We start from the raw sequence: 13,094 nt of genomic DNA on the forward strand, positions 1-13,094 counted from the left end.
CAGCGGTCCGAGGGAGGACGGGTGCTTGACAGGCCGATCCGTAGCGATCTATCGTTGACCCATCGCGATAGGAACACAACGCATCGCGAGCTCACGTCACCACCGACAGGAAGGAGTCATCATGCGCCCCTCGTACGATGACCTCGACAGCACCACGCCCCGCCGCGGCCCCCGCGGCACCGGTCCGCGCGGCCCCCGCTTCGGCGGCGCGCGGCAGCACCACGGCCACGGCTTCCCCGGCCGCGACCGCGGCGACCACGACCACGGCGGACGCGGCGGCTTCGGCCCCGGGTTCGGCGGACGCGGCGGCTTCGGCCCGGGCTTCGGTCCCGGCTTCGGCGGCGGCCCCGGCTTCGGGCGCGAGCGCCGCCGTCGCGGCGACGTCCGCCTCGCGATCCTCGGGCTGCTCGCCGAGGGCCCGCAGAACGGCTACGCCGTGATCAAGACCATCGCCGAGCGCACCGGCGGTGCCTGGAAGCCGAGCCCCGGCTCGGTCTACCCGACGTTCCAGCAGCTCGTCGACGAGGACCTCGTCGTCTCGAACGGCGACGGCCGCAAGACGCTCTTCGAGCTCACCGACGCCGGCCGCGCCGAGGCCGAGGCGAAGGCGGACGAGATCGCCGCCGCGTTCGACGCCGCGCCGGGCATGCCCGACACGCAGCGCGAGTTCGTCGAGGCCCTCCGCAAGGCGATGGGGGTGCTGCACATGTACCGCACCAGCGCCTCCGACGAGCAGACCAGGGCCGCGACGGCGAAGGTCGACCAGCTCCGCAAGGACCTGCTGCAGATCCTCGCCGAGTAGCGCCGTGCCGGACGGGAGGCACGTGGCGACCCCGCCACGCGCCTCCTGGCCGTCAGTCGGTCACCCGGTCACCTTCGCGGACCCGTCGCGGGAGCGGCCGTCAGGACGCGTCGACGAACGCGGCCGCGTCGGCGAGCTCCTCGGCGGACACCGCGTGCGGCAGGCCGACGTACGTCCGGTCGGTCACGTCCGTGTGCGTCGCGGCCCACGCCTGCGTCCGCGCGGTGGCCTCGGCCGGGATCACCGGGTCGAGGTCGCCGTGTCCCAGGAAGACCCGGGGACGGACGGCCGCGACCGCCTCGTCGCGGGAGTCGGTCACCCCGGGCACCACGAACCCGGACAACGACACCGCGAAGGCGAACGCGGCCGGTCGGGCACGCAGGAGCTGCAGCGCCATCGACCCGCCCTGCGAGAACCCGAGCAGACCGATGCGCGGGTGGTCGGCGGACACGGCGTCGATCCAGTCGAGGACACCGGCGACCGCGGCGTCGACCGGCTCGAGCGCGGGGGACCCCGGCGTGCCGAGCGGGTACCAGGAGAACCCGGGACCCCACGGCATCGGTGCGCGGAGCGATGCGACGGTCCAGACGGACGGCAGCGCGGGCGCGAGCCCGAGCAGGTCGCGCTCGTGCGACCCCACCCCGTGCATGGCCACGAGCAGGGGCGTGCCCGCGCGTTCCCCGGTCGGACGGGTCCACTGCACGATGTCCGCATCGATCACGGGGACCACGCTAGCCGTCCACGGCGACCGCGCCTCCCGCCGAACTCGCCGGGGCGACTGGTAGACACGGTGCATGGCCTCGCTGCGCACCCCCGACCCCGACTCCGGCTGGCTGTCCGACGAGGAGCTCGCCGACGTCCGTCGTCGACTGCCCATCTGCTACGTCGAGGCCCTGCCCGTCCGGACCGACGGGCTCGGTGTCGTGACCGAGGTCGGCGTGCTGCTCCGTGTCGCCCCGAGCGGCTCGATCGCGCGCACGCTCGTCTCCGGCCGCGTGATGTTCGGCGAGTCGATCCGCACGGCGCTCTTCCGGCACCTCGAGAAGGACCTCGGTCCGATGGCGTTCCCGCAGCTCCCCGCGAGCCCCACGCCCTTCACGGTGGCCGAGTACTTCCCGCTCCCCGGCGCCTCGGTGTTCACCGACGAGCGGCAGCACGCGATCTCCCTCGCGTACGTCGTCCCGGTCACCGGCACCTGCGAGCCCCGGCAGGACGCCCTCGAGCTCACGTGGATGAGCCCGATGGAGGCAGCCTCCGACGCCGTCGCCGAGGAGATGGAGGGCGGCCGCGGCGCACTCCTGCGCGCCGGCCTCGCCTCGGTCGGCGCCCTGCACTAGCCACCACATCACCGCGGCGCTCCCGGGCCGCGCCCGCGACGATGCCGACCTGCTCCGAACCACGGAAGCGACATCGAACCACCGGCACGGTCTGGTTCCACGTCGTTTCCGTGGTTCGATCCGCGGGCGACCGAACCGACGCGGTGCCCGCACACGACGAAGCCCCCGGAACCATGCGGTTCCGGGGGCTTCGCAGCTCGGTCGTGGACCGGCTTCAGTGCTTCTCGTCGCGGAGGGAGTCCGCAACGCCGTGCGCTGCGCCCTTGACGTCGTCGACACCCTGCTTGGCCGACGCCTTGGCCTGGTCGGTCTGACCCTCGGCCTTCAGCTTGTCGTTGCCGGTGAGGTTGCCAACGCCCTCCTTGACCTTGCCGACGAGCTTCTCGCCGGTGTGGTTCTCTTCGCTGCCAGCCATACGGTCTCCTTCCAACGACGGACGATTCCCCGTCGGCCACTCGCGCGGCCGTCGGTGAAGGAGAACCTACGCGTGGGGACGCCCGGTGCTCCCACCGGGCGTCCAGGTTCCGGACACCGTCGCTCCGGCCCGAGCGGACCGCTCAGTGGCGGTCGGCAGCCCCCGCCGGACGCGATGCGCGACGCGAGCCGCCGCGGCGACGACCGCCGCCGGACTCACCCGCACCGGAACGACCCGCTGCGTAGCCGCCCTCGGACGACCACACCGGGGCGGACCCGCCACGGACGACGTCACTCGACGCCCGACGGCTCCCGCCCGAACGACGCTGCCCACCGGCGGCCGCACCGCCCGACGCTGCAGCACCCGAGCCCGAGCCGTTGCCGCGACCGGCGCCACCGGCGCGCCCGGTGCCACCAGCGGCGGCCGGAGCCCCCGCGGTGACCGGACGACCACCGCGACCACCGGCGGTGCGACCCGAGCCGCGACCGGCCGAGGTGGTCTCGGGAGCCTGCGTCGAGCCTCCCGACCGGCCGCCGCGACCACGGCGACGACCGCCGCCCGCGGACTCGGCGAGACCCGTCTCGGTCGCACGCGGCTGCCGCTGGCGCTGCTGCTGTGCGGGCTGCTCCGGAGCGAGGTGGCGGATCGGCGCGACCTCGCCGACGAGCGACGCGACGGCCGGCGAGGTCGCGGTGACCTGCTGCGGGGTGACCTTGATCGCGGCGGCACGCATCATCTGTGCGACGTCGCGGCGCTCGGCCGGCAGCGTCACGGTGACGACGTCGCCCGAGGACCCGGCACGCGCGGTGCGGCCCGAACGGTGCAGGTACGCCTTGTGCTCGGTCGGCGGGTCGACGTGCACGACGAGCTCCACGTGGTCCACGTGCACACCACGGGCGGCGACGTCGGTGGCGACGAGCACGAGGGCCTCGCCGGAGGAGAACTTCGCGAGGTTCCGCTCACGCGCACCCTGCGACAGGTTGCCCTGCAGGTCGACGGCCGGGATGCCCTGGCTCGTGAGCTGCTTCGCCAGGCGCTTCGCGTGGTGCTTGGTGCGCATGAAGAGGATGCGGCGGCCGGTGCCCGAGGCGAGCGCGCGGACGAGGTCCTTCTTCGCGTCGGCGTCGGCGACCTCGAACAGGTGGTGGGTCATCGCCTCGACCGGGCTGGTCTCGTCGTCGACCGAGTGCATCACCGGGCTGTGCAGGAACTTCTTGACGAGCTTGTCCACGCCGTTGTCGAGCGTGGCCGAGAACAGCAGGCGCTGCCCCTGCTCCGGGGTCGCCTGCATGATCTTCGTCACGCCGGGCAGGAAGCCCATGTCGGCCATGTGGTCGGCCTCGTCGAGGACGGTGACCTCGATGTCGCCGAGGCTCACGTGCCCCTGCTGCATGAGGTCGGCGAGGCGGCCCGGGCAGGCGACGACCACGTCGACACCGGCGCGGAGCGCGTCGACCTGACGGCCCTGGCCGACGCCGCCGAAGATCGTCGTCGTGTTGAGGCCCATGGACTTCGCGAGCGGGGCGAGGGTCGCGTCGATCTGCGTTGCGAGCTCACGGGTCGGGGCGAGCACGAGCGCACGGGGGCGGCCGGCGCGGCGCGGGCGACGGCTCGCGGCCAGACGGGCGGCCAGGGGGATCGCGAAGGCGATCGTCTTGCCGGAGCCGGTGCGCCCGCGGCCGAGCACGTCCTTGCCCTGCAGGGAGTCGGGGAGCGTGTCGGCCTGGATCGGGAACGCGGTCTCCTTGCCCTGCTGGGCGAGGGACTGGACCATCGGCGCGGGGACGCCGAGGTCGGAGAAACGGATGTCCTGGTTGGTCATGGTGACCTTTCGGGCCGGCTCGTGCCGGCCGTGGGCGCGCTGGCATGTGGCGCGCGGGCGGGAACCCCGCGTCAGCAGAGGCTGACGCGGTCGCCGCAGCAGAGAGCCTGGCACCGGGATGTCGGTGCGCGATCATCGACCGGATGAGGGTCGGGAGTCGGGGGCGTCCGTACGACGCACGAGGCGATCGGCGCCTCGAGTACCACCAGCATAGCGGGTGCTCGTCGAACGAGCCGGGGCCGTTCGCGTCGGGCGTGCGACGTGGCGTGCGATGATCCCGTGGTGCGCACGCGATCCGTCCTCCTGACCACCGCGATCGCGCTGGTCGCCGTCCTCGGCAGCGCAGGCTGTGCCGAGGCCGCGACACCCGCCGGGTCGACGGCCTCCTCGTACCGGAACCTGCCGACCTCCGGGCGCCCCGACTACCAGCTCGGCGGTGGGTACACGCCGCCGTCCGGGGTGACGATCGTCGAGCGGGACAGCACCGACCGCCCGGCCGCCGGGAAGTACTCCATCTGCTACGTCAACGGCTTCCAGACCCAGCCGGGAGCGCTCGCCGGGTGGGAGCGCCGGGCGCCGTCGGCACTGCTGCGCGACGGTTCCGGCGAGCTCGTGGCCGACCCGGGCTGGCCGGACGAGGTGCTCCTCGACACCCGGACCGCCGCGAAGCGCGCCGCGATCACGAAGGAGCTCACGAAGTCGGTCGCGCGGTGCGCCGACCGCGGGTTCGCCGCCGTCGAGTTCGACAACCTCGACTCGTGGACACGGTCCGGGAAGCGACTGACCCGCGCGGGGAACCTCGCGCTGGCGGCGACGCTCGTGCGGCTCGGGCACGACCGCGGTCTGGCCGTCGGGCAGAAGAACACGCCGCAGCTCGGGAAGGCCGGGCGGCAGTCGACGGGCTTCGACTTCGTCGTCTCCGAGGAGTGCGTGCAGTACGACGAGTGCTCGGCCTACACGGCCGCGTACGGGAAGCGCGTGGTCGACGTCGAGTACGCGGACACGCTCGACCGCTCGTGGGCATCGGTGTGCCGCCTGCGCGACCGCCCGGCCATGACGATCCTGCGGGACCGCGACCTGGTCACCCCGGCGTCGGACGAGTACGTCTTCGAGCACTGCTGAGGACCCCGTCCGGTCCCGTCCCGCCCGGCGCGACGCAACGTCGGCGGCAGTGCGCAGGAGCACAGCGCTGCGAGACCTCGCCGACGTTGCGTGTCGCGGAGGGCGCGCGCGGCGGTCGGCCGGGAGGCACGGTGTGCGTCCGCCCCGCGCGTCGCGGACGGCGGGCGGTCGCCTCAGGCGGGCCAGGCGTCGCGCAGTGCCGCTGCGGCCTGGTCGGCGGACAACCCGGCCGCTCGCGCGGCGGCGGCCAGGGCGTGCGCTGCCCCGGCGACGGCGTCGGGCACCTCGGCCGGCCGCACCACCCGCGTGCCGGCGCCCCGGGCGGTGTGCACGAGCCCGGCCTCCTCGAGCAGCTGGTAGGCCTTCGCGACCGTGCCCGCGGCGAGCGAGAGCTCCTCGGCCAGGGCCCGCACGCTCGGCAGGCGCTCCCCGTCGACCAGGTACCCGGCGGCGATCTGCGCCGCGATCTGCGAACGGACCTGCTCGAAGGGCGGCACCCGGCCGCCCGCGTCGAGTGCCACGAGTCCCGTCATGCGATCCACCCTTGCGTCCTGTCCGTGTGCTCGTGCGTGCGTCGTGTCAGAAGTCGTACTGCTCGCCGACCGGGATCGGCACGGCGACGGTGTTGCCCGGGGGCGCGAGGGGGCACGCCCACGCCGGGTCGTACGCGCACGAGGGGTTGTACGCGAAGTTGAAGTCGAGGACGAGCTCGCCGTCGTCGCCGCCGAGGTCCGCACCCTTGATCGTGTCGAGCAGGTACCGCCCGCCGCCGTAGGTGCCGCGGGCACGACCCGCGCTGGCGTCCTTCACGGGCACGAAGACCCCGCCCGCGTAGCCGCCGTGCGACCAGACGTCGAGCGTGCCGATGCCCGGCAGCCGCACGACACCGAGCCGGTCGAAGTGCACGACGCCGTCGGTGCCCGTCTCCACGTCCATCGCACGGGGCTCGGCGGACTCGATGCGCGCGCGGAACCGCCACTCGGGGTCGTAGTCGGGCACGGGCAGCGCCTCGAAGTCGCGGGCGTCCTCGTCGAGCAGTGGACTGGCCGGGTGCTCGGCGAACATCGCGTCGCGGGTCTCGCGCCACATCGCGTGCGCGGTCTCGGGGTCGGCCGTCGCCCGCACCCGTCGGTACAGGTCGAACGTCATCCGCCGCCAGTCCACGGTGGCGAGGGTGCTGTGCACGCGGTCCTGGGCCCTCGGCTCCTGCGTCTGGCTCACGAGGACGAGCGTACGCCCGGGTGCTCCGGACCCGCCAGCGACGGGCCGGGGCTGTGGACGGTCCCCTGCGGGTGCTCCCGTGACGGCCCTGGCACACTGGTCGGACAGCGACCGACGAGGGGACGGGCGACGTGACCAGGGGAACGACGACCAGACGGACCGCCGCCGCGCGGACCACGGCGGGACGGGCGGCACCACGCGTGCACCGCTCGATCGCCCCGATCGTGGCGGGTCTGACCCTCGTCGCGGTCCTGAGCGGGTGCACGGTGTCCGCCTCCGCGAACCGGACGGTGTCGCCGTCGGGGTTCGAGGACGTGGTGGCCGACGCACTCGAACGCGAGGTCGGTCAGCGTCCGCTGGTCGACTGCGGTACGGACCCGATCGACCTGGTCGAGGGGAACACCGTGCACTGCGAGATCGGTGCCGAGGGTGACACGACCGTGTACGACTCCGTCGTCGAGGTGCGTGACGTCGACGGCACGGACTACGCCGTCCACGTGCAGGTGGACGAGCAGCCGAAGTCCTGACGGACGTCGCGCGTCAGTGCCCGGGACGGCCCCACGACGGGGCGAGCTGCCGCATCCGGAGCGCACGCCACTGCCAGATGACCCACATGCCCGGCCAGAGTGCGGCCCCGAGGAGCGTGGGGCGCATCCGGTAGGTGAGCCGGTCGAGCAGCAGGGTCCGCCCGTCACCGAGGTCGACGGTGGCCATCCGGTGCCGCATGGTCATCCGCCCGAAGAGTCCCGAGGTGCCACCTCCGTTGTCGCGTTGCACCGGCACCCCGTCGACCTCGTACAGGTCGATGTCGACGTGCGTGTCGCCGCTCGGCACGACCCCGAGGGCGTCGGCGGTGATCGGGTGCGGGACGCCGGGGGTCCAGCGCTCCGGGAGTCCCTCCGGTGACCGTGAGCGGTAGACGAGGAACGGCTTCGTGACGGCGACCATCACCGAGGGCGACAGCAGGGCGTCGCGGACGGCGTCGACCGGGGCGTCGAGGACGATGCGGAGACCGACGTGCATGCTGCGGACGCTACGCCGTGGCGCTGGGCGGGCGACGTCCCCGCGGGGGACGGTGCACCCGTGCGTCCGACGGGTCAGGCGTGCCGGGCGGCCCGACGCCGTGCGCCCTCGGCACGGTCCCGCGTGCGCAGGCGCTCGGTGAGCGACAGGCGCACGGTCGGCCACTCGGTGGCGGTGATCGAGAAGACCACGGTGTCGCGCAGCGTGCCGTCCCGGCCGATCGAGTGGCTGCGCAGGACGCCGTCCTGCTTCGCGCCGAGCGAGGCGATCGCCGCCCGCGACTGCTGGTTGTGCCAGTGCGTCCGGAACTCGACGGCGATGCAGTCCCAGGTGTCGAACGCGTGCGAGAGCAGGAGCAGCTTCGCCTCGGTGTTGATCCCGCTCCGCTGTGCCGCCCGCGCCAGGAAGGTGTAGCCGATCTCGACGCGACGGTTGGCGGTGTCGATGTTCGCGAAGGTGGTCGCCCCGACGACGCGACCGGTCGGGCGGTCACGGATCGCGAAGGGCACCATCCGCCCCGCCGCGTGCTCGCCGAGCCGCCGGTCGATCTCGGCCTCGACCCGGTCGGGGGCCGGCACCGAGGTGTACCAGGTGCGCCAGAGGTCGCCGTCCGCCACCGCCGCCCGCAGGTCGTCCGCGTGCTCGGCCGCCAGGGGCTCGAGGGTGACGCGGTCGCCGGTCAGCGTGGGGACGGTGGCGATCTCCATGGTCACCGATCCTACGGTCGCGGCACCGACAGCGGGGTCGAGCGGGCACAGGCTGTGGACCGGGCTCCTGTGGGGACGGACAGGGACCGACGGGGACGGACCGGGACGGACGGGGACGGCCCGCGGCTATCGTGGACCGGTGGCAGCACGCACCCAGGAGCAGTACCAGGTCCGGTTCGCGTGGGGGAGCGCCGGTGCCGACCGGATCGCGCACGGCACGCACCTCGTGGTGTGGGTGGACGTCCTGCCGGAACCGTCCGGGGGTGGGGCCGACCCCGCGGCACGGGCGCGGGCCGCGGCAGCGCTGCTGCCCGACGGCCCGGAGGTCGTGCTCGGCCACCTCGGCAACGCGGCGGCGGTCGCGGAACGCGTGACGAGCCTCCAGGCCGAGCGCGGGGACCGGTGCGTCGTCGCGGTCGTCGCCGCGGGCCGCACCACCGACCCCGGCGTCACCGTCGCGGACGCCGCCGGGGAGCCGACGGACGGCGCGGAGACGCCGGAGCCCGCGGTCGAGGACCTGCTCGCCGCCGGGGCCGTCGTCGACGCCCTCGTCACGGTCGGGATCGACCACACCTCGCCCGAGGCGGCCACCGCCTGCGCCGCGTACACGGGACTCCGTCGCGCGGTGCGGCACCTCGTGAGCGCCGCGGAGGGTGCGGCTGACCTGGACCGGGAGACGGTGCACGCGGCGCTCGCCGCGGGGCCCGAGCTCGTCGTCCTGCGGGAATCCGGCACCCGGGCGTAGCGTTCCCGATCGGGACCGGCGTCGCCAGGACGCCGCTGATCGCAAGGAGCACGTCATGAAGGCAGTCGTCGGCGACACCGTGATCGCGGAGGCTCCGCAGGAGGACCTCATCCAGATCGAGGGGAACTGGTACTTCCCGCCGTCGAGCGTGGCGCCGGAGTTCTTCTCGGAGAGCGACACCCAGTACCACTGCCCGTGGAAGGGCGACACGCAGTACTACACCGTCACGGTCGACGGTCAGGCGCTGCCGGACCGCGCCTGGACCTACCCCACGCCGATCCCGTCGTCGTTCGACCGGGTCGGTAAGGACTACTCGGGCTACTACGCCTTCTGGAAGGAAGTCCGCGTCGTCGACTGACACGGGGACGACCCGGTCGTCGCCGTCCGGCGGGTTCAGCCGGCCAGCGTCAGCACCACGAGCGCCACGTTGAGGGCGACGATCACCAGCGCGATGACACCCGCGACCACGCGGGTGGTCATCGCGTTGACGTCTGCGCCCATGATGCTCCGCCGTGACGTGTAGACCACGAGCGGCACGATCGCGAAGGCGATGCCGAAGCTCAGCACCACCTGGCTGAGCACGAGGAGCATCGTCGGGTCCGCGCCGACGGCCAGGAGCACCACGGCGGGCAGCAGCGTGACGAGCCGGCGTACCGCGACCGGGATGCGGACGTGCAGCAGCCCGTGCATGATCTCCGCGCCGGCCATGCAGCCCACCGAGGTCGACGCCAGACCGGACGCGAGCAGGCCGACCGCGAACAGCACGCCCACGACGGGGCCGACGTTCGCCGCGATCGCGGCCTGCGCGCCGGGGATGGTGTCGGTGCCCGCGACCCCGGGCAGCGTGGCGGCGGCGAGCACGAGCATGCAGACGTTGACACCGCCCGCGACGATGAGGGCCAGCCCGACGTCCCACCGCGTCGCGACGAGCACCCGGCGGCGCTCCGGCCCGGCGGGGACGTCGCCGTGCCGGTCCCGTGCCAGGGCCGAGTGCAGGTAGACCGCGTGCGGCATCACCGTCGCACCGAGCATCGAGGCGGCGAGGAGCACCGACTGCGCGCCCTCGAACCGGGGGACCAGGCCGCTGACGAGCTCGCCGGGGGAGACCTGCGCGGACAGCAGGCCCGCGCAGAAGCCGACGGTGAGGACCGCGAGCATCGTCGTCACCACGGCCTCGAACGTGCGGGTGCCCCGGCGGCTGTGCAGGAGCAGGATCGCCATCGAGACCACGCCGGTGAGCACGCCGCCGACGACGAGCGGCAGGCCGAACAGCAGGTGCAGCGCGAGCGCCCCGCCGATGACCTCGGCGACGTCGGTCGCGGCGGCGACGACCTCGGCCTGGGCCCAGAAGAGCAGCCGCGGGGTGCGACGCATCCGCAGGCCCAGGTGTTCCGGCAGCGAACTCCCGGTGACGACCCCGAGCTTCGCCGACAGGTACTGGACCACGACGGCACTGGCGTTCGCGGCGACGAGCACCCAGAGCAGCAGGTACCCGTACTGCGCACCGGCGGTCAGGTTCGCCGCGACGTTGCCCGGGTCGACGTAGGCGATCGCGGCGACGAAGGCGGGCCCGAGCAGCGTGAGGCCGGCGGCACGGCGACGCGGCCGACCGGGACCGGGTCCGCCGGTGCCGTCGTCGAGAGGTCCGGAGGGGGCACGGCGGGCGGCGGCGGTGTCGGACATGCCGACAGCCTGCCAGGTTTCGGCGGACCGAATCCTCAGATTCGGCGTGTCACGAGTCGTCCGGGCAGGGCGCCCTAGGCGGCCGCACGTCGCGCCCGGTGCGCGCGGACCTTCGCGCGGTTGCCGCACCGCTGCATCGAGCACCACCGGCGGGTGCCGCCACGCGACGAGTCGTAGAAGACGAGCCCGCAGTCGTCCGCCGAGCACCGGCTGAGGCGGGTCGCCTGTCCGTCCGCGGCGACGTCGTCGAAGCCCACCTCGGTGAAGAGCGCCACCGCGTCGCGGGCCACGCTCGACAGCGCCTGGGCCAGACGGACCCGGTTCGCACCCGCGCGGCGTCGGCCCCCGGGCAGGCTCGGGGGCACGTCCGGCAGCGCCGCGAACAGGTTCACCGTGTCGATGTCGTCCGGTGCCGGCCGGGTCCGACCGGTACCGGCGCGGAGCCCGGCCGCGACCGCGGTCCGTTCGGCGGGGCCCGACGAGCGGACGGGGGCCGGGGCAGCGGCGACGGCCAGTCGTCCGATCGCGGCGCGGAGGGCTCGGGCGTCCTGCAGCTCCCGCGCCGTCGCGCCGACGTCGATCGGCTCGGTGTGGTCGCCGAGCCACTCGTCCAGGTCGGCCGGCGTCACGAGGAGCTCACCGAGCCGGGCGCGGGGGCGACGGCCGTCGGCATCGTCGGCGAACCCACCGGTGTGGGCGAAGTCCAGGGCGATCCGGCCGGCGTCGAAGAACCACGACGACCCGCTGTCCGTCCGGATGTGCTGCCCCGTGTGCATCCGCCCAGGCTAACGGCTCCCCGGCGCGCCTCCACGTGCCGGATCGATCATGCGGTAGCCGCGCGCCGCTCCCAGGTGATGAGGTTCCGGCCGTCGAAGCGTCGCGCGCACCGGGCGCAGGCGAGGGGGCGCGTCGGTGTCCGGTAGCGGAAGTGCTCGTGGCCCGCGGGGCAGGTGCCGACCCACGGCGCGAGCTCCGACGCGACGGGCCCGTCGTACAGGCGGGAGCCGGTGTACCCGATGTCCGCCGCGGTGCGTCGCCAGACGGGCCCGTGACCGGCACGGGGGCCGGCGAGCGCGTGGGCGACCTCGTGCAGCAGGACCTGGTCCACGTCGTCGTCCGACACCCGGGTGACGATGTGCCGGCTCACCGTGATGCGTCGGCGGCCGAAGTCGCACTGCCCCGCGCGGGTCCTGGCGTGGTCGAACGCGAACGTCCACCCGCCCGGGCCGAGGTACACCGCCAGCAGGTGCTCGGCTCGTGCACGGACCCGCTCGAGCGTCGCCGCGGGCTGCGTCGCCGCTGCGGGCTGCGTCGTCACCGTGCGCCGGGGTCCCGCAGGTCGTCGGTGGGCTCGTCGCGCGGCGCCTGACCCTTCTGCGCCGCCTTCGCCGCGATCCGACCCCAGATGTCGTCGGCGTCGGTGCGTGCGGCGTCGGGTGCGCCGAGCACACGGCGACGGACCGGCGGGACCTGCTTGACCGGTTCGGCGACGCGGGTCGTCTGCGGCTCGTCGTCCTCGGCCCGGCGCGCGGCGACCTCGCGGGCCGTGCGGGGCTTGTCCTCGGGGGCCTTCGGCTGCGCCACCGAGGCCCGGAGCGCGGCCTCGACCGCGGTGCGGAGTGCCTCGGTGCGCTCCGACGGAGCCCCCGCCTGCCGGAAGGCCTGGTAGGCACGCGAGAGCGCCGACCGGGCCTCGTCGAACCGTGACAGCTCGAACAGCGACCAGCCCTCGAGCTCGGCGGCGGCGCCCTCGAGCTCCGGCCACTCCTCGGTCCGGGCGGTGTCGCGCGCCATCGCGGCCTCGGTCGCGGCGCGCTCGTGGCGTCCCAGGTCGTGCAGCACGTGCGCACGGCGGATGCGCGCGGCGACCTTGTCCGACCGCTCACCGGTGAACATCGTCAGCCGGAAGACCTCCTCCGCGACGACGAGCGACTCGTCGAGCCGGCCGAGCAGGCGGAGGAGCTCGGCCCGCTCCGCCAGGGCCTCGGTGCTCCGGCTCTGCCCGAGGTCGCGCAGCCGCTGCTGCACGGCGTCGGCGTCGACGGCCGGCCGCAGGCTGATCGGCGCGAAGGTGCTCCCCGGGCTCACACCCGCGGTGACCGGGGCGGAGTCGCCCGGCGCGGCGTGACGGGGTTCCCGAGCGCGGTCGGGATGCTGGCTGTCGTCAGGCGGGAGGGACATCGGTTCGAGGGTAACCGCGGGCTCCCGTGAGCGGGC

At 74.2% G+C, this 13,094-nt stretch carries 17 protein-coding genes; 6 read left to right on the forward strand and 11 right to left on the reverse strand.

Annotation, left to right across the window (positions count from 1 at the left end; all coding sequences use genetic code 11):
* The first annotated feature begins 121 nt into the window (after positions 1-121).
* Complete coding sequence (locus tag ACIP6W_RS06465) at positions 122-802, forward strand: PadR family transcriptional regulator (protein WP_066657116.1); 681 nt, start codon at positions 122-124, stop codon at positions 800-802.
* 100 nt (positions 803-902) lie between these two features.
* On the opposite strand, the gene ACIP6W_RS06470 is transcribed toward ACIP6W_RS06465, so the two are convergent.
* Positions 903-1,523 carry an alpha/beta hydrolase gene (locus tag ACIP6W_RS06470; RefSeq protein ID WP_400428739.1) on the reverse strand — a complete coding sequence of 207 codons (621 nt, stop codon included), beginning with the start codon at positions 1,521-1,523 and terminating at the stop codon, positions 903-905.
* A 73-nt stretch (positions 1,524-1,596) separates the two neighbouring features.
* On the opposite strand from ACIP6W_RS06470, the gene ACIP6W_RS06475 reads away from it, so the two are divergent.
* A complete protein-coding gene (locus tag ACIP6W_RS06475) occupies positions 1,597-2,139 on the forward strand; it encodes an NUDIX hydrolase family protein (protein WP_066657112.1) in 543 nt (180 codons plus the stop codon).
* Between the two features lie 214 nt (positions 2,140-2,353).
* On the opposite strand, the gene ACIP6W_RS06480 is transcribed toward ACIP6W_RS06475, so the two are convergent.
* Together ACIP6W_RS06480 and ACIP6W_RS06485 are read right to left on the reverse strand one after the other, a co-directional pair.
* On the reverse strand, positions 2,354-2,554 hold the full coding sequence (locus tag ACIP6W_RS06480; protein WP_066657109.1) for a CsbD family protein: 201 nt from the start codon (positions 2,552-2,554) through the stop codon (positions 2,354-2,356).
* A 142-nt stretch (positions 2,555-2,696) separates the two neighbouring features.
* Positions 2,697-4,376, reverse strand: coding sequence for a DEAD/DEAH box helicase (locus ACIP6W_RS06485; protein ID WP_251155184.1), 1,680 nt, complete (start codon positions 4,374-4,376; stop codon positions 2,697-2,699).
* A gap of 282 nt (positions 4,377-4,658) precedes the next feature.
* Between ACIP6W_RS06485 and ACIP6W_RS06490 the strand changes: the two genes are divergently transcribed.
* Positions 4,659-5,498 carry an endo alpha-1,4 polygalactosaminidase gene (locus ACIP6W_RS06490; protein ID WP_400340025.1) on the forward strand — a complete coding sequence of 280 codons (840 nt, stop codon included), beginning with the start codon at positions 4,659-4,661 and terminating at the stop codon, positions 5,496-5,498.
* 173 nt (positions 5,499-5,671) lie between these two features.
* Here ACIP6W_RS06490 and ACIP6W_RS06495 read toward each other — a convergent pair whose 3' ends face one another.
* A complete protein-coding gene (locus tag ACIP6W_RS06495; protein ID WP_066657105.1) occupies positions 5,672-6,031 on the reverse strand; it encodes a GntR family transcriptional regulator in 360 nt (119 codons plus the stop codon).
* Between the two features lie 46 nt (positions 6,032-6,077).
* Positions 6,078-6,647, reverse strand: coding sequence for a DUF1684 domain-containing protein (locus ACIP6W_RS06500; protein ID WP_066658792.1), 570 nt, complete (start codon positions 6,645-6,647; stop codon positions 6,078-6,080).
* Between the two features lie 272 nt (positions 6,648-6,919).
* On the opposite strand from ACIP6W_RS06500, the gene ACIP6W_RS06505 reads away from it, so the two are divergent.
* Positions 6,920-7,246: a hypothetical protein gene (locus tag ACIP6W_RS06505; RefSeq protein WP_251155185.1), complete on the forward strand. Its 327-nt coding sequence runs from the start codon at positions 6,920-6,922 to the stop codon at positions 7,244-7,246.
* Between the two features lie 13 nt (positions 7,247-7,259).
* Here the strand turns inward: ACIP6W_RS06505 and ACIP6W_RS06510 are convergent, their stop codons facing one another.
* Together ACIP6W_RS06510 and ACIP6W_RS06515 are read right to left on the reverse strand one after the other, a co-directional pair.
* The gene (locus ACIP6W_RS06510) at positions 7,260-7,742 is read right to left on the reverse strand and encodes a hypothetical protein (RefSeq protein ID WP_066657101.1); all 483 of its coding nucleotides are present in this window, start codon (positions 7,740-7,742) and stop codon (positions 7,260-7,262) included.
* Positions 7,743-7,816: 74 nt separating this feature from the next.
* Positions 7,817-8,449, reverse strand: a complete 633-nt coding sequence (locus ACIP6W_RS06515) for a GNAT family N-acetyltransferase (protein ID WP_066657099.1) — start codon at positions 8,447-8,449, stop codon at positions 7,817-7,819.
* 139 nt (positions 8,450-8,588) lie between these two features.
* On the opposite strand from ACIP6W_RS06515, the gene ACIP6W_RS06520 reads away from it, so the two are divergent.
* Positions 8,589-9,194, forward strand: a complete 606-nt coding sequence (locus tag ACIP6W_RS06520; RefSeq protein WP_066657098.1) for a hypothetical protein — start codon at positions 8,589-8,591, stop codon at positions 9,192-9,194.
* Positions 9,195-9,249: 55 nt separating this feature from the next.
* Positions 9,250-9,552, forward strand: coding sequence for a DUF427 domain-containing protein (locus ACIP6W_RS06525; protein WP_066657097.1), 303 nt, complete (start codon positions 9,250-9,252; stop codon positions 9,550-9,552).
* 35 nt (positions 9,553-9,587) lie between these two features.
* Here ACIP6W_RS06525 and ACIP6W_RS06530 read toward each other — a convergent pair whose 3' ends face one another.
* The 4 genes from ACIP6W_RS06530 to ACIP6W_RS06545 all read right to left on the reverse strand — a co-directional run bounded on the left by ACIP6W_RS06530 (position 9,588) and on the right by ACIP6W_RS06545 (position 13,058).
* Positions 9,588-10,877 carry an Nramp family divalent metal transporter gene (locus ACIP6W_RS06530; RefSeq protein ID WP_400428741.1) on the reverse strand — a complete coding sequence of 430 codons (1,290 nt, stop codon included), beginning with the start codon at positions 10,875-10,877 and terminating at the stop codon, positions 9,588-9,590.
* 74 nt (positions 10,878-10,951) lie between these two features.
* Positions 10,952-11,653, reverse strand: a complete 702-nt coding sequence (locus ACIP6W_RS06535) for a CGNR zinc finger domain-containing protein (RefSeq protein ID WP_400428743.1) — start codon at positions 11,651-11,653, stop codon at positions 10,952-10,954.
* A 47-nt stretch (positions 11,654-11,700) separates the two neighbouring features.
* Positions 11,701-12,195, reverse strand: a complete 495-nt coding sequence (locus ACIP6W_RS06540; protein WP_400428745.1) for a SprT-like domain-containing protein — start codon at positions 12,193-12,195, stop codon at positions 11,701-11,703.
* A complete protein-coding gene (locus tag ACIP6W_RS06545; RefSeq protein ID WP_400428747.1) occupies positions 12,192-13,058 on the reverse strand; it encodes a hypothetical protein in 867 nt (288 codons plus the stop codon). The genes ACIP6W_RS06540 and ACIP6W_RS06545 overlap by 4 nt, the downstream gene beginning before the upstream one ends.
* Positions 13,059-13,094: the final 36 nt, after the last annotated feature.

This window comes from Curtobacterium sp. NPDC088465 (genome assembly GCF_044753165.1).
GTDB lineage: Bacteria > Actinomycetota > Actinomycetes > Actinomycetales > Microbacteriaceae > Curtobacterium.

Bases quoted from the DNA above. Each gene is read 5' to 3' on its own strand.
- ACIP6W_RS06465 (WP_066657116.1), top strand. From the start codon at position 122: ATGCGCCCCTCGTACGATGACCTCGACAGCACCACGCCCCGCCGCGGC.
- ACIP6W_RS06475 (WP_066657112.1), top strand. From the start codon at position 1,597: ATGGCCTCGCTGCGCACCCCCGACCCCGACTCCGGCTGGCTGTCCGAC.
- ACIP6W_RS06480 (WP_066657109.1), bottom strand. From the start codon at position 2,554: ATGGCTGGCAGCGAAGAGAACCACACCGGCGAGAAGCTCGTCGGCAAG.
- ACIP6W_RS06485 (WP_251155184.1), bottom strand. From the start codon at position 4,376: ATGACCAACCAGGACATCCGTTTCTCCGACCTCGGCGTCCCCGCGCCG.
- ACIP6W_RS06495 (WP_066657105.1), bottom strand. From the start codon at position 6,031: ATGACGGGACTCGTGGCACTCGACGCGGGCGGCCGGGTGCCGCCCTTC.
- ACIP6W_RS06500 (WP_066658792.1), bottom strand. From the start codon at position 6,647: ATGACGTTCGACCTGTACCGACGGGTGCGGGCGACGGCCGACCCCGAG.
- ACIP6W_RS06510 (WP_066657101.1), bottom strand. From the start codon at position 7,742: ATGCACGTCGGTCTCCGCATCGTCCTCGACGCCCCGGTCGACGCCGTC.
- ACIP6W_RS06515 (WP_066657099.1), bottom strand. From the start codon at position 8,449: ATGGAGATCGCCACCGTCCCCACGCTGACCGGCGACCGCGTCACCCTC.
- ACIP6W_RS06525 (WP_066657097.1), top strand. From the start codon at position 9,250: ATGAAGGCAGTCGTCGGCGACACCGTGATCGCGGAGGCTCCGCAGGAG.
- ACIP6W_RS06530 (WP_400428741.1), bottom strand. From the start codon at position 10,877: ATGTCCGACACCGCCGCCGCCCGCCGTGCCCCCTCCGGACCTCTCGAC.
- ACIP6W_RS06535 (WP_400428743.1), bottom strand. From the start codon at position 11,653: ATGCACACGGGGCAGCACATCCGGACGGACAGCGGGTCGTCGTGGTTC.
- ACIP6W_RS06545 (WP_400428747.1), bottom strand. From the start codon at position 13,058: ATGTCCCTCCCGCCTGACGACAGCCAGCATCCCGACCGCGCTCGGGAA.